Origin of the sequence: Bacillus paramycoides (assembly GCF_038971285.1) — a bacterium.
In the GTDB taxonomy this organism is placed as follows: Bacteria; Bacillota; Bacilli; order Bacillales; family Bacillaceae_G; genus Bacillus_A.
On sequence record NZ_CP152427.1, the window covers coordinates 5,143,722 to 5,162,302 of the forward strand.

Sequence of the window (18,581 nt, forward strand, 5' to 3'; positions counted from 1 at the left end):
TCTCAGAGCCCTTTATTTTGTTTCCCAATTCACTTTTACAAAACCATCTTTCACCATTAAACCACTTATATTTTCATCCGCTTTTAATGTAGCTTTAAAAGTACCTTTTTTCGATTCACAGATCTCTTTTAACTCTCTTATACCTTCTCCTTGTCTTTCATACAAACTAAAGCATAAATTACCGCGTTTTGCATCTGTCTCATAAGAAAATGTCACTTCTGTATCTGTCTCCTACTGAATTTCAATATCTTTACCAGCAATATCCCATAATAAGAATTTTGCTTCATAACTTTTCTCTCCTTGCTTCTCACTTTCTAAATATATATCACCAGCTTTCCACATATCATCTAACGTTTGAACGAAAGCAAAGCCGCTCAGTAATACAAATATCGCACTTGCAAATATGACAACTAGTGTTATCTTTTGTTTTTTCATAGCCTTCATTGTATGTTCTCCTTCTATTTTCTTGTTACTTCTTCGTATCATATATAACAAAACTCCAATAAAAAATGGCAATACAATTGCTATAACACTCCACCACTTACTTATTCCACGCGTTTTCGCATCTGTATATACCCATGATGCTACACTTACTAAAAGTGCTATAAAAGTCAAAAGCATTGTAATCCCAGCTATCTCAAATACTACAAATGGATTAGCGAACTCTATCATGTAATTTATACTCCTTCTTTAAAAATGACTGTATGACAACATATATAGGAACGTATAGATGCATCATAATCACACTTGCTATCAACATAGGGACTTTATGATTCAAATGAATGACAAACTGTTCCATAACAACTGTTAATAAAATAATCCAAATAGCATGAATACAAATAACCCATCTCTTCTCTAATTTCCGAGCATTTCGTACGCTCTGTTTCGTATTATTTATCAGCTCTTCGCTTGGAATTGTGTCTTCACCTAAGCTGCTCCTTATCTTCTGATCAAACTTATCTTCCGTCATAAATGAACCCCTCCAAATGTTCTCGCACTTGCTTCTTCGCATAATTAAGGCGGTATTTCACCGTACCAATCGGTATATTTAATATTTCGCTTATTTCTTTATAAGAGTATTGTTCATAATAGTAGAGTACGAGCACGGCTTTATATTTTTCATTCAATAACTGTATAACTTCTCGTATCATTTCTGCTTCTACTTTTTGAATAAATTCTTCTGATACATCCACTTCATCTGCGAAATCTATTTCTCCACCATCCCCTTTATGAAACAAATCCAATACGCGATCTTTCCACCTTTTCTTTTTACGATAAAAGTCATAAAATGTACGAACACAAATTGTAGTAATCCATTTTTTATAATTTTCCACACAAGAAAGTGGGTGCCTAGAGGAAAAAACTTTTATCCAAGTCTCTTGAAAAATATCTTCTGCATCTTCTTTTGTTTTCGCTAATTTATAGCATAAGGAATATATTTGCTGCTTATATATATCAATTAATTCTTCTACCTTTTCTTCCATCGGAAACCTCCTGTCATTTATATAAGACGACGCAAATTCTCCTTTTGTTTGATAAAATTTTATTTTTTTATTATCTCCATACAAAAAGGCAATCACAACATTGTGTGATTGCCTTTTACTGAAAGCGAAAAATCAACTCCGCTTTTCTTTATTACATTTTTTCTGGTGCAGATACTCCTACGATTGCTAGTGCGTTTTGAAGTGTAGTGCGTACTGCTTTCATTAATTCGTAACGAGCTTTACTTAATTCTACGTTATCTTGGTTTAATACTTTTTCTGCATTGTAGAAGCTGTGTAATGCTGCTGCTAATTCAAATGCATAGTTTGTAATGCGGTGTGGTAGACGTTTTTGTGCTGCATCCGCAACTACTGCTGGGAATTCACCAAGTTTTTTCAGTAACTCTACTTCTTTCTCAGAAGTAACAAGTTTGTAGTTCACATCTCCGCCCGTAGCTAATCCTAACTCTTCACCTTGACGAAGGATACTGCATACACGAGCATGTGCATATTGTGCATAGTATACTGGGTTTTCATTAGATTTTGATACAGCTAAGTCCATATCGAAATCTAAATGAGAATCACCGCTACGCATTGCGAAGAAGTAACGCATTGCGTCCACGCCTACTTCTTCCATAAGCTCACGAAGTGTAACTGCTTTACCTGTACGCTTACTCATCTTCATTTTTTCACCGTTTTGATACAGTTGTACCATTTGGATGATTTCTACTTCAAGTGTTTCTTTATCGTAACCTAGCGCTTGGATAGCAGCTTTCATACGAGGAATGTAACCGTGGTGGTCAGCACCCCAAATGTTGATTAATTTATCAAAACCACGCTCTAATTTATCACGGTGATACGCGATATCTGGTGTTAAGTACGTGTAAGATCCATCGTTTTTAATTAATACACGGTTTTTATCGTCACCGTAAGTCATTGAACGGAACCAAGTTGCTCCATCTTCTTCAAAGATCTCTTCGCGCTCTTTTAATACAGCAAGAGCTTGATCGATTTTTCCGTTTTTGTATAATGATGTTTCTGAGAACCATACATCAAATTTAACGCGGAAGCTTTCTAAGTCTTTTTGAAGTTTTGCTAATTCATATTTTAAACCGTACTCACGGTAGAATTCATAGCTTTCTTTTTCATCAGCTTTCGCATAACGATCGCCAAATTCTTCTGCTAAACGTTTACCGATTGCAATGATGTCCGCACCGTGGTATCCGTCTTCAGGCATTTCTTTCTCTAGGCCTAAAGCTTGCATGTAACGAGCTTCAACAGAAAGAGCTAAGTTATGAATTTGGTTACCAGCGTCATTAATGTAGTACTCACGAGATACATCGTATCCTGCTTTTGCTAATAGGTTACATAAAGTGTCACCTACTGCTGCACCACGTGCATGTCCTAAGTGAAGATCACCTGTTGGATTCGCAGATACGAACTCAACTTGTACTTTTTCACCTTTACCAGTATTCGTTTCACCATAAGCTTCACCAGCGTTAACGATTGTTGAGATTAAGTCTGTTAAGTAGCTATTATCCATGTAGAAGTTAATGAAACCAGGACCTGCGATTTCAATTTTTTCAATAGAAGCTTTTGCTTTATCGAAGTTTGCAACTAATTCTTCTGCAATCATACGAGGTGCTTTTTTCGCAACGCGTGCAAGTTGCATTGCCATGTTTGTAGAGAAGTCACCATTTGTTTTATCTTTTGGAGATTCTAATACAACGTTTGGAATCTGTTCTTCTGTCGCTAATTCTGCCTTTAATACAGCAGCTTGAATTTCTTCTTTAATTAATCCTTTTACTTGTTCTAAAGAATTCATTATTTTGCCTCCTTCAAATTAATTGTAATTGTATATCTGCCAGCTTCTTGTTCACTTAGAAGCAATGCGTACGTTAAGAAGAGTTGTCCTTTTTTCTTTTCATCCGACCATTTAAAAAGAACGTTATCAGTTTTCGTTTGCAATGCAAACGTACCAAGTTCACTCGTGTACGTACCAGTTGTCCATTCACCTTTCACATGCGTTTGACGCATAGAAACAGCACCTGAACGCATAATGAGAACTTGTTCATCTTGAATTTTAATAATTGTTTTCACTTCGCCCTGTTCGTTCGGCTCTTGGAATGTTACGTATGTACCTTGACCTTTTACATAGTATTGACCATTTGCTTCAAAAGCAACGGTTTCCTTCCTCGCCCCTTCACGGATTTCTGTTACGAAATGAACGTGTACCGGCAAGCCTGCAAGTTGTTTCTCCACGTCTTGCACACCTTTCAAATGTTATAGATATTAAATACTACTTATAATAAATCACTTTTCCTATCATATCAAAAAAAACCTCTGTCTGTCTGCTGAAAAATCAGGAAAACTCCATTTCAAAAAATAATTCACTTTCACTTTATTTCATATGATAAAATATTTTTTAAATCTAAATATTCTTTCATTTAAAGAGGTGAGTTAAGTGCTACCAACAAAATTGAAAAAAGGTGATGAAATTAGAGTGATTTCACCATCTTGCAGTTTAAGTATTGTCTCAAATACGAACCAAGAGCTCGCTATAAAAAGATTAACTGACATGGGCTTTCAAGTTACATTCTCAACATATGCTGATGAGATCGATCGGTTTGCTTCCTCTTCTATTTCTTCACGCATTCAAGACCTCCACGAAGCATTTAGAGACCCGAATGTAAAAGCCATTTTAACGACACTTGGCGGATACAACTCTAACGGTTTATTGAAACACCTCGATTATAATTTAATTCGAGAAAATCCGAAGTTCTTCTGTGGCTATTCTGATATTACCGCTTTAAATAATGCCATCTACTCAAAAACAGAACTCGTTACATATTCAGGACCCCATTTCTCTTCATTTGGAATGGAGAAAGGGCTCGAGTATACGAACGATTACTTTTTAAAATGCTTAACTTCTAATGAGCCTATTGAAGTCCTACCATCTGAAACATGGAGCGATGATTCTTGGTACATCGATCAGGAAAATCGAGAATTCATTAAAAATGAAGGATATGTTTCAATTCACGAAGGCGAAGCAACTGGGGAAATTATCGGTGGTAATATGAGCACATTCAATTTACTGCAAGGTACACCATATATGCCAAATTTAAAAGATAAAATTTTATTTCTTGAAGAGGATAGTTTAACTGGAACAGCTACCCTTAAAACTTTTGATCGTTATTTACATTCCCTTATACAGCAGCAAGATTTTGAGTACATAAAGGGTATTGTTATAGGAAAGATGCAAAAAGGTGCAGAAGGTGCAGAATGTACGATAGAAGACATGCAAGAAATGATTGCTTCAAAGCTTGAACTTGCACATACCCCTATCATCGCAAACGCAAGTTTCGGGCATACAACCCCGATTTTCACTTTCCCAATTGGCGGACGTGTAAAAATCATTTCTAACAAAGAAAAAACATCTATCACGATTTTAACGCACTAAAAAAGGAGCGAATGAGTCGCTCCTTTTATCGTTTTTCTATTTTTTCCAACGCTTTTTGCGGAATTGATTCTTTCGGGATTTCAGCCCATCCTTTTCCTTGCATACCCTTTGCATAAATTTTTATAAACGCCCCCGTATGCAATTCACGGTTCATCATTCTTTTCACAACTTGTAGCTTTCCGTCCTCTGTATACCCTTTAAATGTATACAAGTATTCACCGTCTTTTTTCTCACCTTTATCTATAACCGCATAATAATCTTGTATTTCTTTATTTGAAAAGAAGTTGTCTACAAAAGCATGTACACCTTCTGTTTTTGTGTTCAAATAATACGCTGTTCCACCTAAAATGATGGCGAATACAGCTAAAACTTTCATTACCAATTTCATACATGAACCTCCTGTTTGCACTTCTTTCTCTCTAGTCATATATCTATACTTGTATTATACGAAAAATGAAATACTATACTCTATCTAAATGCCTTACACTTTCCTTACATTATTGTAAGGCATTTTCACCTTATAGTAATTTCCCAATAAAAAAATTTTCCGTTTCATGAACTTTTATATTATTATTGAATGATACAAATTTTTATTACAAAAATCAAAGGAGACAGTTTTCAAATGGCTATCTTGCAAGGTTTAGCACTATTACTTGTTGTACTTTGTCTATTTACACTTTTTAGTTACCGTGCTCCTTACGGTATGAAAGCGATGGGTGCTTTAGCTAATGCAGCAATCGCAAGTTTTCTTATTGAAGCATTTCACCGTTATATCGGTGGAGAAATGTTTCATAACGACTTTTTACAATCAGTAGGGGAATCTTCTGGTAGTATGAGCGGTGTCGCAGCGGCGATTTTAGTCGCTCTAGCAATAGGTGTTTCACCCGTATATGCTGTTTTAATCGGTATCGCTACTAGCGGATTCGGTATTTTACCAGGATTTTTCGCTGGATACGTTTGCGCTTTCGTCGTGAAATTTCTCGAAAAAAAATTACCGGCTGGCGTAGAGTTTTTAGCAATTTTATTTATCGCTGCGCCAATCTCACGCGGAATGGCAATGCTTATGGATCCGCTCGTGAACGCAACGCTCGGTAAAATCGGTTCTATGATTTCAGTTGCAACTACAGAAAATCCTATTATTATGGGTATTATGCTTGGTGGATTAATAACAGTTATTTCTACCTCTCCACTGAGTTCTATGGCACTCACTGCAATGCTTGGATTAACAGGTTTACCAATGGCAATTGGTAGTCTTGCCGTAGCAGCCTCAGCCCCAATGAACTTTATTTTCTTTAAACGACTAAAGATTTGTTCAAAGAAAGATACAATTGCTGTAGCAATCGAACCTTTAACACAAGCCGATGTTGTTTCAGCAAATCCAATTCCAATTTATGCGACGAACTTCGTTGGCGGTGCACTTGCTGGTATTATTACATCTCTGTTCCAGCTCGTTAATAATGCGCCAGGAACAGCATCACCAATCCCAGGACTTCTTGTCTTATTCGGATTTAATGACGTTGTAAAAGTAACAATTGCTGCTGTATTATGTGGAATCGTTACCACGATTGTTGGATATATCGGATCAATCGTGTTCCGTAAATATCCAATTCGCTCTGCTGATGAAATTCGTGGCATTACTTCGGAAGAAAAGGTTGCATAAGAAAAAGAGCTATTCTCATCGTTTGAGAATAGCTCTTTTTTATGTCGCGTGACGGTAAATAAAATTATATCGGCGATTTTTTAAATATATCGACAAAACAAGAGTCCCCTATTCATATAGGGGGCTCTTATTTTATCTAGCTACAGCGGCTAGAATGATCGGTGCCTCGCTTCTTCCCCCTCACATTCTGAACGAGCCGCTTCCACTTTTACTTTATCCAGTTACGCCTCCTAGACCCTTGCGTCTAAGAACCTTCCCTGCCAAAAGGTAAAAAGCACCTTTTGCAGGAAAGAACCTTAGTCACCGGGTCTAAACAGTCGGCTTCACTTTTATTTTACCCAACCGAGCAGCATTTCCCGCACGAATTTGCTTGCTGCGACTGGTGTTTGATCACTATGGTCGTAGACAGGAGCTACTTCTACTAAGTCTGCTCCAACTACATTTATATTTGAATTTGCAATTGCCACGATGGAATCTAATAATTCTTTAGATGTGATACCTCCAGCTTCTAACGTTCCTGTTCCAGGAGCGTGAGCTGGGTCTAATACGTCAATGTCAATTGTGACATAGACTGGGCGTCCTGCCAGTTTCGGTAATACTTCTTTTAACGGTTCTAATACGTCAAATTTATATAAGTTCATACCTACTTCTTTTGCCCATTCGAATTCTTCCTTCATTCCAGAACGAATACCGAAAGAATATACGTTTTCCGGACCAATTAAATCGCACACCTTACGAATAGGTGTAGAGTGGGATAAAGGCTCCCCTTCATACGACTCACGTAAATCAGTATGAGCATCCATATGGATGATTGCTAAATCCGGATATTTTTTTGCCATTGCCTTAAAAATTGGCCAAGACACTAAGTGCTCACCACCGAGACCTAGTGGAAACTTATCGGCATCTAAAAGTTTTGATACATACTCTTCAATCATGTCTAAACTGCGTTGTGCGTTTCCGAATGGTAATGGGATATCACCCGCATCAAAATATTTTACCTCTTCTAGTTCACGATCTAGATATGGGCTATATTCTTCAAGACCGATTGATACTTCACGAATACGTGCAGGGCCAAAGCGAGAACCTGGACGGTAACTTACTGTCCAATCCATAGGCATCCCGTAAATAACTACCTTTGACTCTTCAAAACTTGGATGACTTTTAATAAATACTTTACCTGAATAAGCTTCATCAAAACGCATATTCTTTTCCTCCTTATGTGGAACTTAAGGTATCCCAACCTTTCATTATTTCTCAAATTTGGAGCGCATTGCTCCTCTTTCTCGATTTACCGGGTCTTCTGTTTCATAACAAGAAGACAATTTTCTTTACAGGAGTGTAAGTAGCTAGCATGTTCAAGTCTTCTGGACAAACACCTTAAATGAGCTACTTATACTTTATTTATTCGATACGATTTTCTTACTTAATTAAATCACCAACAAATTTCGGTAATGCGAATGCTGCATTGTGTAATTCTTTTGTGTAGTATTTCGTTTCGATTTCGTGGAAACGCTCTTCACTTACTTGTAATGGATCATGTTTTTTAGATCCAATTGTGAACGTCCAAAGACCACTTGGGTAAGTTGGAATGTTCGCTGTGTATAAACGAGTAATAGGGAAGATCTCTTTTACGTCTTTAAACACAGTTGTAATTAATTCTGGTGTAAACCAAGGGTTGTCCGTTTGTGCAACGAAAATACCGTCTTCTTTTAACGCTTTAGAGATTCCAGCGTAGAAACCTTTCGTAAATAAGTTTACTGCTGGTCCTACTGGCTCAGTAGAATCTACCATAATTACGTCATATTCATTTTCGCTCTCTGCGATGTGTAGGAAGCCATCTCCTACTTTTACTTCTACACGCTCATTATCTAATGCGCCTGCAATTGATGGTAAGTATTGTTTAGAGTACTCAATTACCTTTCCATCGATTTCAACAAGAGTTGCTTTCTTTACACTTGGGTGTTTTAATACTTCACGAATAACACCGCCATCACCGCCGCCAACAACTAATACGTTTTCAGGGTTTGGATGTGTAAATAAAGGTACGTGCGCTACCATTTCATGATAAACGAACTCATCTTTTTCTGTTGTCATAACCATGCCATCTAAAATAAGCATGTTTCCGAACTCTTCCGTTTCAACCATATCTAGTTTTTGGAATTCTGTTTGCTCCGTATGTAATGTGCGGTTAATACGCGCCGTAATCCCAAAATGTTTTGTTTGTTTTTCAGTGAACCATAGTTCCATCGTACAATCACGCCTTTCAATGCAAATTTATAATAGGGACATCATTAATGTCCCCTAACAAAAATAAAACAAAACATCCAAAAAGTATAGTTAAAAGTAAAAAAATAACGAAAATATATTTTAGTCAGAGGGTTCCAATATCTATGCATAAAAAAAACCCTTTCTTAAGAAAGGGCTTTTGTCTCTACTTCTACCGGTTTTCGAATCGGAATTAAAAGCATTACGCAACCAACTAACACAACAATTCCACCGACTAAAAACGGACTTTGCGGTGAAACAGTATGACCGATGATCCCTGATAAGATTGGCGCAATTGCGCCACCTAACCAACGAACGAAGTTATAAACGCCTGATGTAACAGATCTTTCATAAGGTGAAATATCCATTACATAACTTGTAAATAATGCATTATTTAATCCAGATGCTAATCCTGATAGAACAATTAATACAATTTGTAACCACATAACTTTCACAAAGAATAGTGCGATTAAGAAAAGCGCAAATACGAGTAAACTACCTTTCAACAATGCTTTTGGCTCATATTTACCTTCTAGCTTATGGGCTAAAATTGCAGAACCGTAAGCTAGCGCTAATCCCCATCCACAAAATACAAATCCTAATTGAATAGCAGATAAATGCATAATAAGTGGTGAATATGCTAACACAACGAAAAATCCGTAGTAGTATAACATTCCTGAAATCGCACCTTGCATAAACGGTTTATACTTCACCAGGTTAAGTAATTCCCCTACGCCTGCTGCTTTACGCTTCACTTTTCGCTCCGGTTCTTTTACAAAAAAGAAAACTAAAATAAATGCTAAGAAAATTAAAATACTCGTCGCAAAAAATGGGTAACGCCAAGAATGTCCACCTAATATCCCGCCTAATAACGGTCCGCCTGCCATCCCTAAACCGATAGCTGCTTCATACAATCCTACTGCTTCATGAACTTCTTTACTTAATGCAATCAATAATGTCATCGCCGTTGCGAAGAACATCGCATTTCCTAATCCCCATCCTGCGCGGAAAAGAGATAATTGAGCAATTGTTTGCGATATACCGCATATAAACGCAAATACAGTCACGATCGCAAGACCAATCGTCATCATTCGTTTATCACCAAATCTCGATGCGAATACTCCAGCTGGTAACATCATAATTGCCATCGTTAAAATATATGCTGTAAATAACATCTCTACTTGCCAATGGGATGCACCAATTTGCTCAGCAATGCTTGGTAAAATTGGGTCGACTACCCCTATACCCGAAAAGGCAAGGAAGGTAGCCACCACTGTAATCAATCTCCCTAGTTTTTGTTTGCTCTCCATTTTGATCATTCTCCTTTTGTGCTCTCTAAAAATGTCACGGCACGATGTAAGCTATCTTCAAGTTCTGCCTTTACACGTTGCATTTGCTCCATTTTTCCGTCTAGCGTTTGCACTTGTTGTTCAAGCATCTCTTTAATTTCTTGAATCACTTCACGGTCACGAGGATTTTCACTACTTCTTCTTTGCTCCATTCTTTCTTTTAACGATAAGAAATGCTGCATCTCTTGAAGCGTAATTCCTAACACTTCTTTCGCTTCCACAATTTTTTTAATTCTGGCGATATCCTCGTCTGTATACAGGCGAATGTTCCCCTCACTACGTTCAGGGGGATGAATTAAACCAATTTCCTCATAATAACGAAGTGTACGTTTTGTTAAACCAACTTGCTTTGTGACTTCATCAATTTTATACATGTTTATTCCTCCCTTCACTCGATTATTACATTTTACGTTAACGTTAACTTTTGTGCAACTGTTAGACTTTTGTAAATGTTTATCCTATTCAATTGTATTTTTCCAAAAGCAGTTTCATAATGAAAGAAAAGAAACAATAAGGAGATTTCCGTATGAATAAACCACTTATTTTCGCCCATCGCGGGGTAAAAGGAACACATCCAGAAAATACGATGATTGCCTTCCAAGAAGCTGAACGCATTGGCGCCCATGGAATTGAACTTGATGTCCACCTATCAAAAGATGGTAAACTTGTCGTGATTCACGATGAAACGGTAGATCGCACAACGAATGGCATAGGCCACGTTTCTGAAAAAACAGTAGTGGAATTACAAGCTTTAGATGCTGGTAGCTATAAAGACCCTTCTTTCCATGAAGCAAAAATTCCGACGTTACGCGAAGTATTCATTTGGTTATCTACAACAAAGTTACAGCTCAACATTGAGTTAAAAACAGATGTTATCCACTATCCAAATATTGAAGACAAAGTTGTCGCTCTCGTCCGAGAATACCATCTGTCTAATCAAATTATATTCTCTTCATTTAACCACGACTCTGTTTCATTATTAGCAGAAATAGCTCCTGAAATTCCAAGGGCAATTTTATATGATACACCACTTGCTGATCCTATCGCCGAAGCAAAAGCTAGAGAAGCAACTGGTTTACATCCAAATTTTCAACTACTTACAAAGGAATTTGTTCAACTAGCACAAAAACAAGGGTACGTTTTCCGCCCTTATACAATTAACGAATACAAAGATTTACAAACTATGATTGATTATGGTGTAGATGTCATTATTACCGATTGGCCAGCACGTGCCTTTGAGCTCCTTTCTTAATTGAAGGAGCTTTTTGTTTTCAAAATTTCATTGTTTAAAATAACCAAAAACCCTCAATACTAATACAATAATGTTTGTATGATGAGGGGCTGAAAAAGATGAATCAAACTATGAATCCAAAACTTAAAAAATATAAACGTCTTTTCTTCACCGTAATGTTTTCTTCTGTTCTTTTTTTCGTTTTTTCCTTTTTTGTTATTATTATAGTTGCAAAAATTATGGGACCTCCTCCTGTTGCTGTCCCGCAAACAAGTGTCTTTTACGCTAATGATGATACTGTTATAGGACAAAGTAATGAAATGCAAAAACGTTACAATGTATCTCTCAATGAAATTTCTCCTTATGTAAAAGAGGCGACACTATCTATCGAAGATCAACGATTCTACAAACATCATGGCTTTGATATGAAGCGTATTGCTGGTGCCATTGTTGCCGATTTAAAAGCGATGGCAAAAGTCCAAGGTGCTAGTACGATTACACAACAGTATGCTCGTAACCTATACTTAGATCATGATAAAACGTGGAAACGTAAACTATTAGAAGCAATGTACACAATTCGCCTTGAGGTAAATTATAATAAAAATCATATTTTAGAAGGATATTTAAATACAATTTATTACGGACATGGTGCTTACGGAATCGAAGCTGCGTCCCGTTTATATTTCGATAAAACTGCAAAAGAATTAACGTTAGCAGAAGCTAGCATGCTCGCAGGTATCCCGAAAGGACCTAGTGTCTATTCTCCCTTTTTAAAAGAAGATCGTGCGAAAGGAAGACATTCTCTCATATTAGATGAAATGGTAGAGCAAGGTTATATTACGAAGAAACAAGCAACTTCAGCGAAGAAAGAGCCATTAACTTTCGCCTCATTAGATACGAAAAAGGTGGCAGAGGTTGCGCCTTATTTCCAAGATGCTGTACAAGCTTCCCTTCTTCGTGATATCGGATTAGATGAACAAGCCTTACAAAAAGGAGGCTTGCGTATTTATACAACGCTCGACCCTAAATTACAATCGGTTGCAGAGCAAGCTGTAAAAGATCATATACCTGACACAACAAACATACAAACTGCGCTCGTCTCTATGAACCCAAAAACAGGGGAAGTGGCTGCACTTGTTGGCGGGACTGACTATAATACGAGCCAATTTAACAGGGCTACACAGGCCGCTCGCCAGCCTGGATCTACGTTTAAGCCATTTCTATATTATGCGGCATTAGAACGAGGATTTACCCCTGCTACGCGCTTAAAAAGTGAATACACTGTGTTCACTTTAGGTGACGGTGTTTCAAAGTATAAACCGAAAAACTATAAAGACTATTATGCAGACGATTTTGTAACAATGGCGCAGGCTCTTGCGGTCTCTGATAACGTATATGCCGTGAAGACAAATTTATTTTTAGGCGAAGACATCCTTACAAAAACGGCGAAACAGTTCGGAATTAAGAGCGCATTAAAAGACGTCCCTTCTCTTGCTCTCGGTACATCTCCTGTAAAACCGATTGAAATGGTTAACGCTTATAGCATGTTCGCAAATGGTGGAAAAGAAGTAAAACCGATTTTCATTCGCCGCATTATGGATCATGAAGGAAATATGCTATACGATGCTCATTTGGAGAGTAAACAAATTCTCGATAAGAGCAAAGCGTTTGTGATGGAAGAAATGATGACGGGCATGTTTAATAAAAAACTAAGCAGTTATGCTGCTGTAACTGGTCAATCGATGTTATCTAAACTATCAAGAACATATGCTGGAAAATCTGGTTCCACTGAAACAGATAGTTGGATGATTGGGTTTACCCCGCAAATCGTAACTGGGGTATGGGTTGGATATGATCAACCTAAATCGATTTCAAACGTAGCAGAGCAAGGATATGCGAAAAGAATATGGACCGATACGATGGAGAAAGGCTTAGATGGACAACCTAAAAAAGAGTTTAAACAGCCAAGTGACGTCGTTGCAGTCAATATTAACCCTGAAAACGGAAAAATCGCTACAAAAAATTGTCCAATTTCAGTGAAAATGTATTTTGCAAAAGGTACAGAACCAACTGAATATTGTATGGATCACGTCGATGATAAAGAGGAATTTGAAAAGACAACTGAAGAAAAGAAAAAAACAAGTTGGTGGAAAAAATATCTTCCTTGGTAAAAAAATAGCTGACGGGCATCCGTCAGCTATTTTTTATTCACTTAATAATGCACGGCGCAATTCTTCGCTAGATTCGTTCCAAATCGCTTCATTATATTCTTTCAAGAATGTACCCAGTACTTTTTTAGATGATTCGTCCATATGTTCAACCATAATGTGACGCTTCAATGATTTATCCATTTTATTTACGTGCTCTGGAAGTGATTTATATCCGCGACGAATTTCACGGTCAACTGTCATTTCACAAGCTGTTACACCTGCATAATATGCACCTGTCGCAGTTCTTTCAATTGTTACCCACACAAGCCAAAATGGTTTTCCGTTTGGAACTTCATCTTTATTTGTTAAAAACTTAATACCTTTTTCTACTGTACTACGCGCATGCATCGCACCGATATCAACAAATGCTGTTTTCTCTAGTACATCGACAAATACAGGTGAAATATTTTCTAGACTTAATGCCCCAACGCCAAAACCACCATGTCCATCTGTTGAATCATTTTTCACGATATTAAAACCGATTTTTTTCTTTTTCTCTGTCATATGTAAGTTCCTCCTCGTTTAAAGGCCGAAAATAGGCGCAATGATATTCTGTAAAAATATTAATACATATGGAATAACAACATTAAAAATAGGCTGGATTGTGTAATTGCTAAGCGGTGTAATAACAAGAATTAATAACGCTATCGCTCCATACTTTTCATACTGTGTCATTTTCGCACGAATATTTGTTGGTGCTAGATCCTCCACTACGCGATATCCATCAAGTGGTGGGATTGGCAATAAGTTAAAGACAAGTAAAACGATATTCAACATAATAAAAATCTGGAAAAATTGAGCTAACGTATCTGCTACTGCAGATGGAATTGAGTATAGTACACCAAATTTTAATAAGCTATACCAAATAATTAAACCCATTGCGCTTAAAATTAGGTTACTAATCGGTCCCGCAATAGAAACTAATATTCCTGCAAGGCGCGGTCTTTTAAAATTATACGGATTAACTGGTACTGGTCTTGCCCAACCAAAACCAAGAATTAACACTGCAATCATCCCAATAGGATCTAAGTGTGCCATCGGTGATAAAGTCAAACGGCCTTGTCTCTTTGCTGTATCGTCTCCAAATTTATATGCTACATATGCATGCGCAAATTCATGCACTGATAATGCGATAATAATGGCCATTGCTACCAAAGGAATTTGGTGCAACGGGTATCTAAATAACTGATCCATAATTCATCTCCTCTTCAATATATCAAAAAAGAAATTATTTATTTTTTCGATTGTTCTTCCTCATAATCCGCTATAATAAGAGTGTAACTTACATAAAAGGAGCGATTATATATGCCATACGTAACAGTGAAAATGCTAGAAGGACGCACAGAGGAACAAAAGAAAGCTCTTGCTGAGAAAGTAACAGCAGCAGTAAGCGAAACAACTGGTGCTCCTGAAGAAAACATCGTTGTTTTCATCGAAGAAATGTCTAAAAACCATTATGCAGTTGGCGGAAAACGCTTAAGTGACAAATAATTTCAAGTTCTTTCATAAGAAGCAGCTCCTAGCTGCTTCTTATTTTTTTCCTTCTAGTAACTCGATGATTCTCTCTTTATATTTTCCTTTTCTTCCATCTTCATAGATTAAATCATGCGGATAGAATAATTTTTGATCTCTTCTCTTCTTACCAGTAATTGCCTCAACAATATCCGATTCACGTGATAGCTCCCTAAGTTCTCCATTCGGCATAAGAAGTAAGATCGGCAGACGTTCCTCTTCTTCACCAGCACGGTAAAAGTCGTACGGTAAATCTGATGTTGAATCAACTACTAAATAGTATTCTGGATCAAGTCCAATCTTTTTAAATAAGCTACTTAATTCCATCCAATTATCTAAACCGTGCTTATCTGTAAACTCTACATATTTAAATAAGTTTCGATTCATAAAACGACGGCATAAATCACTTAAAATTGGATCTTCTTCATCCTGCCATACTTGGAAGTAGTAATACATAACGTTCTCGTCTAACTTTAAATAATCCTCTACTGTCACTTCTTCTTCAAATAAAGAATAGAAATGAACAGGATGATTTTTAAATGTATAATACTTCTCATGCAATGATTTTGCACGGTGTAAAATCTTCGTTAAAATAACTTCAGCACTGCGCGTTACCGGATGGAAATATACTTGCCAATACATTTGATAACGACTCATAATATAATGCTCAACAGCATGCATACCACTATTTTTAATGACTACTTGATTCCCGTACGGACGCATGACACGCAGTATACGTTCCATATCAAAGTTTCCATACTTTACGCCAGTGAAATACGCATCTCTTAATAAATAATCCATGCGATCTGCATCAATTTGACTGGAAATCATGCTAATCGCTAATTTATTAGTAGATGTTTTCGCAATTACATCGGCTACCTTTTGGGGGAAATCTTTATCCACACGACTTAATACGCGATTAATTTCCGTATCTCCAACGATAATCTTTTGCGTAAATTTCTCATGATCTAATGAAAATACTTTTTCAAACGAATGAGAAAACGGGCCGTGACCGACATCATGAAGTAATGCCGCACATAAACATAACAATCTATCTTCAGCATTCCAGTTTGGTCTGCCATCAAACACATCATCAATCATACGACGAATAATTTCATATACACCTAACGAATGAGTAAAGCGACTATGCTCTGCACCGTGAAATGTAAAAAATGTCGTTCCAAGCTGTTTAATACGGCGCAAGCGTTGAAATTCTTTCGTTCCGATTAAATCCCAAATAACACGATCACGCACGTGCACATATTTATGTACCGGGTCTTTAAACACTTTTGTTTCGCTGAGTTTGTCGTTTAAATATACCACCTTCCGACATCCTCCTTTCTTTACTGCATTCTTACCATATATTATAAACGAAATAGGAAACAGAAAGAAATGAAAGACTATATTAATTGTCCTTATATAAAGAAAAAATCACTTTTACTTCGGTAAAAGTGATTTTTTCTTTATACATTATTTACCTAAAACGAATTCAGCAACTTCATCTAAGATCATTTCTTTACCTAGAGGAAAGTATCCTTTGTTTAAGTCTTCGTTTTTAATTGTAAATACGTGGTTATTTTTAACAGCGTTCATATTTTTCCAAATTGATTCTTCTTGGAATTCTTTTAGACGCTGAGAACCGTCACCAGTTGTAAATACGAATAAGTAATCTGGATTGTAATCAATTAAAGCTTCTTTTTGTACTTGTACTAAAGGTTTATCAGTTGGTGTACCTTTAACTGCTGGTAATTTTAAATCGTTAAAGATTACGCTACCGTAACCGTAGTCACCGTATACGCGGAAAGCGTTTGGATATGCAGCCATTTTCATAAATTTAGCATCGCCAGTTTTCGCTACGATTTTATCATGTAATTTGCTTGCTTTTTCATCATACTGTTTGAACCATTCTTTTGTTTCTTTCTCTTTACCGAAGATTTGACCTACTTCTTCGAATTTCGGACGCCATTGGTCTAATGGAGTTTTTAACATAACTGTTGGTGCAATTTTAGATAATTGATCATAAATCTTTTCTTGACGATTGTTTACAAGAATTAAGTCTGGTTTTGCAGCAGCTACTGCTTCGATGTTAATTTTATCGCCCCAAGCAGAACCAACTGGTTTTACGTCTTTTAATTTCTTTTCAATATGTGCATCAATTTTTTCTTGAGATGTATTAGCAGTAATGATTGGTTTCATACCAAAGATTAATAATTCTTCTGTTGAACCACTAAGGTCAGCAATTTTCTTTGGATTTGCAGGGATTTTAATTTCCCCTTTTGCATGTTGTACAGTGCGCTCTTCAGTCTTCGCATCTGCTTTCTTCTCTTCTTTGTTAGAACAAGCTGCAAATAGTACAGAAGTAACGACTAGTACCATTGCTAATAACGCCATTTTAAAATTCTTCATGTTCCCACTCCTTCTAGCTGTATTTCTCTTATAAGTTACAGTGAACTATAAGAAACAAGGTTAACAATTAATAAATATATACTGATTAATTGTTGCTTATGCCCCGTTCTAACGGGTGTTCAACTTCCTATTTACTAATAAGAAGCTCAACGTCCATTAGAAGCCCCCCTCTTTACGAGGGGGATTCTACTTATGCTTTTTTACGCAATTGATTACTAATCATCGCTAAATCATATGTTAAACAAATTGGTTTACAGTTTACTGGACACGGAACGATTTGAGCTTCAATCTCAAATACACTGCGAAGTGTTTCACTCGTCATCACTTCGTCTGGCGTTCCTTGCTTCATTAACTTACCTGCTTTTAATGCAATCATATGATCTGAGAAACGAGAAGCATGGTTTAAGTCATGGATAACCATAACAATCGTTCTACCTTCTTCTTCGTTTAATTTTTTCAATAAGTTTAATACTTCTAATTGATGAGCCATATCTAAGTACGTTGTCGGTTCATCTAATACGAGTAATTCTGTCCCTTGTGCAAGAGCCATCGCAATCCATACGCGTTGACGTTGCCCGCCTGATAACGCCTCTGCTGGACGATTTGCGAATTCTGTCATTCCCGTCACTTCAAGTGCCCAATGAATGTAGCGATAATCCTCTTCTTTCAATGTTCCAAACCCTTTTTGATGAGGAAAGCGTCCATATGAAACGAGTTCAAACACAGTAAGGCCAGTTGGCACTTCTGCAGTCTGTGGTAAAATTGCCATTTTCTTTGCGATTTCTTTCGTTGGCTGTTTCTCAATTGCTTTTCCGTCAAGATAAACAGTACCCTTTTTCGCCTTCAAAATACGAGAAGCCGTTTTTAATAATGTGGACTTCCCACAACCATTTGGTCCAATAATTGTTGTAATTTTCCCTTCCGGAATTTCAACTGTTAATCCATCAATAATTAACCCTTCATTATAGCCAACAGATACCGCATCAACTGCTAAAGTTGCCATACAA

19 protein-coding genes and 1 pseudogene are annotated in these 18,581 nt (G+C 36.9%); 5 read left to right on the forward strand and 15 right to left on the reverse strand.

Annotation, left to right across the window (positions count from 1 at the left end):
• Positions 1–12: 12 nt before the first annotated feature.
• From AAG068_RS26755 to AAG068_RS26775, 5 genes and pseudogenes are all read right to left on the reverse strand, one after another.
• Positions 13–672, reverse strand: a pseudogene (locus tag AAG068_RS26755) (anti-sigma factor).
• Positions 656–970: an anti-sigma factor gene (locus tag AAG068_RS26760; protein ID WP_342716464.1), complete on the reverse strand. Its 315-nt coding sequence runs from the start codon at positions 968–970 to the stop codon at positions 656–658. The pseudogene AAG068_RS26755 and the gene AAG068_RS26760 overlap by 17 nt, the downstream one beginning before the upstream one ends.
• Positions 957–1,484, reverse strand: coding sequence for an RNA polymerase sigma factor (locus AAG068_RS26765; protein ID WP_342716465.1), 528 nt, complete (start codon positions 1,482–1,484; stop codon positions 957–959). Before AAG068_RS26765 ends, AAG068_RS26760 begins: the two co-directional genes overlap by 14 nt.
• A gap of 151 nt (positions 1,485–1,635) precedes the next feature.
• Positions 1,636–3,306 carry an arginine--tRNA ligase gene (gene argS / locus AAG068_RS26770; protein ID WP_342716466.1) on the reverse strand — a complete coding sequence of 557 codons (1,671 nt, stop codon included), beginning with the start codon at positions 3,304–3,306 and terminating at the stop codon, positions 1,636–1,638.
• Positions 3,306–3,743: a DUF1934 domain-containing protein gene (locus AAG068_RS26775; protein ID WP_000414867.1), complete on the reverse strand. Its 438-nt coding sequence runs from the start codon at positions 3,741–3,743 to the stop codon at positions 3,306–3,308. The genes argS and AAG068_RS26775 overlap by 1 nt, the downstream gene beginning before the upstream one ends.
• A 202-nt stretch (positions 3,744–3,945) precedes the next feature.
• Between AAG068_RS26775 and AAG068_RS26780 the strand changes: the two genes are divergently transcribed.
• The gene (locus AAG068_RS26780; RefSeq protein ID WP_342716467.1) at positions 3,946–4,941 is read left to right on the forward strand and encodes a S66 family peptidase; all 996 of its coding nucleotides are present in this window, start codon (positions 3,946–3,948) and stop codon (positions 4,939–4,941) included.
• Between the two features lie 25 nt (positions 4,942–4,966).
• On the opposite strand, the gene AAG068_RS26785 is transcribed toward AAG068_RS26780, so the two are convergent.
• On the reverse strand, positions 4,967–5,329 hold the full coding sequence (locus tag AAG068_RS26785; RefSeq protein ID WP_098668206.1) for a YxeA family protein: 363 nt from the start codon (positions 5,327–5,329) through the stop codon (positions 4,967–4,969).
• Positions 5,330–5,563: 234 nt separating this feature from the next.
• Between AAG068_RS26785 and AAG068_RS26790 the strand changes: the two genes are divergently transcribed.
• Positions 5,564–6,601 (forward strand): PTS sugar transporter subunit IIC, encoded by a 1,038-nt coding sequence (locus AAG068_RS26790; RefSeq protein ID WP_342716468.1) that lies wholly within the window; start codon positions 5,564–5,566, stop codon positions 6,599–6,601.
• 329 nt (positions 6,602–6,930) lie between these two features.
• On the opposite strand, the gene speB is transcribed toward AAG068_RS26790, so the two are convergent.
• From speB to AAG068_RS26810, 4 genes are all read right to left on the reverse strand, one after another.
• Complete coding sequence (gene speB, locus AAG068_RS26795; protein ID WP_001209831.1) at positions 6,931–7,803, reverse strand: agmatinase; 873 nt, start codon at positions 7,801–7,803, stop codon at positions 6,931–6,933.
• A 217-nt stretch (positions 7,804–8,020) separates the two neighbouring features.
• Complete coding sequence (gene speE, locus AAG068_RS26800) at positions 8,021–8,848, reverse strand: polyamine aminopropyltransferase (RefSeq protein ID WP_000424698.1); 828 nt, start codon at positions 8,846–8,848, stop codon at positions 8,021–8,023.
• 164 nt (positions 8,849–9,012) lie between these two features.
• Positions 9,013–10,176, reverse strand: a complete 1,164-nt coding sequence (locus AAG068_RS26805; protein WP_342716469.1) for an MFS transporter — start codon at positions 10,174–10,176, stop codon at positions 9,013–9,015.
• A 5-nt stretch (positions 10,177–10,181) separates the two neighbouring features.
• Positions 10,182–10,589, reverse strand: coding sequence for a MerR family transcriptional regulator (locus tag AAG068_RS26810; RefSeq protein ID WP_342716470.1), 408 nt, complete (start codon positions 10,587–10,589; stop codon positions 10,182–10,184).
• A gap of 152 nt (positions 10,590–10,741) precedes the next feature.
• Here AAG068_RS26810 and AAG068_RS26815 point away from each other — a divergent pair, with 152 nt between their 5' ends.
• Together AAG068_RS26815 and AAG068_RS26820 are read left to right on the forward strand one after the other, a co-directional pair.
• On the forward strand, positions 10,742–11,467 hold the full coding sequence (locus AAG068_RS26815) for a glycerophosphodiester phosphodiesterase (protein WP_342716471.1): 726 nt from the start codon (positions 10,742–10,744) through the stop codon (positions 11,465–11,467).
• Between the two features lie 98 nt (positions 11,468–11,565).
• Positions 11,566–13,617, forward strand: coding sequence for a transglycosylase domain-containing protein (locus AAG068_RS26820; protein ID WP_342716472.1), 2,052 nt, complete (start codon positions 11,566–11,568; stop codon positions 13,615–13,617).
• Positions 13,618–13,650: 33 nt separating this feature from the next.
• Here AAG068_RS26820 and AAG068_RS26825 read toward each other — a convergent pair whose 3' ends face one another.
• Positions 13,651–14,160 (reverse strand): YwhD family protein, encoded by a 510-nt coding sequence (locus AAG068_RS26825; protein ID WP_342716473.1) that lies wholly within the window; start codon positions 14,158–14,160, stop codon positions 13,651–13,653.
• A gap of 18 nt (positions 14,161–14,178) precedes the next feature.
• Entirely contained in the window at positions 14,179–14,850 is a 672-nt protein-coding gene (locus AAG068_RS26830) for a site-2 protease family protein (RefSeq protein WP_342716474.1), read from the reverse strand.
• A gap of 111 nt (positions 14,851–14,961) precedes the next feature.
• Between AAG068_RS26830 and AAG068_RS26835 the strand changes: the two genes are divergently transcribed.
• A complete protein-coding gene (locus tag AAG068_RS26835; protein ID WP_001147171.1) occupies positions 14,962–15,147 on the forward strand; it encodes a 2-hydroxymuconate tautomerase in 186 nt (61 codons plus the stop codon).
• A 39-nt stretch (positions 15,148–15,186) separates the two neighbouring features.
• On the opposite strand, the gene AAG068_RS26840 is transcribed toward AAG068_RS26835, so the two are convergent.
• From AAG068_RS26840 to AAG068_RS26850, 3 genes are all read right to left on the reverse strand, one after another.
• The gene (locus AAG068_RS26840) at positions 15,187–16,491 is read right to left on the reverse strand and encodes an HD domain-containing protein (protein WP_000262739.1); all 1,305 of its coding nucleotides are present in this window, start codon (positions 16,489–16,491) and stop codon (positions 15,187–15,189) included.
• Positions 16,492–16,638: 147 nt separating this feature from the next.
• Positions 16,639–17,574 (reverse strand): ABC transporter substrate-binding protein, encoded by a 936-nt coding sequence (locus AAG068_RS26845; RefSeq protein WP_000787746.1) that lies wholly within the window; start codon positions 17,572–17,574, stop codon positions 16,639–16,641.
• A gap of 190 nt (positions 17,575–17,764) precedes the next feature.
• Positions 17,765–18,577: an ABC transporter ATP-binding protein gene (locus tag AAG068_RS26850; protein ID WP_000212064.1), complete on the reverse strand. Its 813-nt coding sequence runs from the start codon at positions 18,575–18,577 to the stop codon at positions 17,765–17,767.
• Between the last annotated feature and the right edge of the window lie 4 nt (positions 18,578–18,581).

Excerpts from the sequence above, each read along its gene's own strand:
- AAG068_RS26760 (WP_342716464.1), bottom strand. The coding sequence starts at position 970 with ATGACGGAAGATAAGTTTGATCAGAAGATAAGGAGCAGCTTAGGTGAA.
- AAG068_RS26765 (WP_342716465.1), bottom strand. The coding sequence starts at position 1,484 with ATGGAAGAAAAGGTAGAAGAATTAATTGATATATATAAGCAGCAAATA.
- argS (WP_342716466.1), bottom strand. The coding sequence starts at position 3,306 with ATGAATTCTTTAGAACAAGTAAAAGGATTAATTAAAGAAGAAATTCAA.
- AAG068_RS26785 (WP_098668206.1), bottom strand. The coding sequence starts at position 5,329 with ATGAAATTGGTAATGAAAGTTTTAGCTGTATTCGCCATCATTTTAGGT.
- AAG068_RS26790 (WP_342716468.1), top strand. The coding sequence starts at position 5,564 with ATGGCTATCTTGCAAGGTTTAGCACTATTACTTGTTGTACTTTGTCTA.
- speB (WP_001209831.1), bottom strand. The coding sequence starts at position 7,803 with ATGCGTTTTGATGAAGCTTATTCAGGTAAAGTATTTATTAAAAGTCAT.
- speE (WP_000424698.1), bottom strand. The coding sequence starts at position 8,848 with ATGGAACTATGGTTCACTGAAAAACAAACAAAACATTTTGGGATTACG.
- AAG068_RS26805 (WP_342716469.1), bottom strand. The coding sequence starts at position 10,176 with ATGGAGAGCAAACAAAAACTAGGGAGATTGATTACAGTGGTGGCTACC.
- AAG068_RS26810 (WP_342716470.1), bottom strand. The coding sequence starts at position 10,589 with ATGTATAAAATTGATGAAGTCACAAAGCAAGTTGGTTTAACAAAACGT.
- AAG068_RS26815 (WP_342716471.1), top strand. The coding sequence starts at position 10,742 with ATGAATAAACCACTTATTTTCGCCCATCGCGGGGTAAAAGGAACACAT.
- AAG068_RS26820 (WP_342716472.1), top strand. The coding sequence starts at position 11,566 with ATGAATCAAACTATGAATCCAAAACTTAAAAAATATAAACGTCTTTTC.
- AAG068_RS26825 (WP_342716473.1), bottom strand. The coding sequence starts at position 14,160 with ATGACAGAGAAAAAGAAAAAAATCGGTTTTAATATCGTGAAAAATGAT.
- AAG068_RS26830 (WP_342716474.1), bottom strand. The coding sequence starts at position 14,850 with ATGGATCAGTTATTTAGATACCCGTTGCACCAAATTCCTTTGGTAGCA.
- AAG068_RS26835 (WP_001147171.1), top strand. The coding sequence starts at position 14,962 with ATGCCATACGTAACAGTGAAAATGCTAGAAGGACGCACAGAGGAACAA.
- AAG068_RS26845 (WP_000787746.1), bottom strand. The coding sequence starts at position 17,574 with ATGAAGAATTTTAAAATGGCGTTATTAGCAATGGTACTAGTCGTTACT.
- AAG068_RS26850 (WP_000212064.1), bottom strand. The coding sequence starts at position 18,577 with ATGGCAACTTTAGCAGTTGATGCGGTATCTGTTGGCTATAATGAAGGG.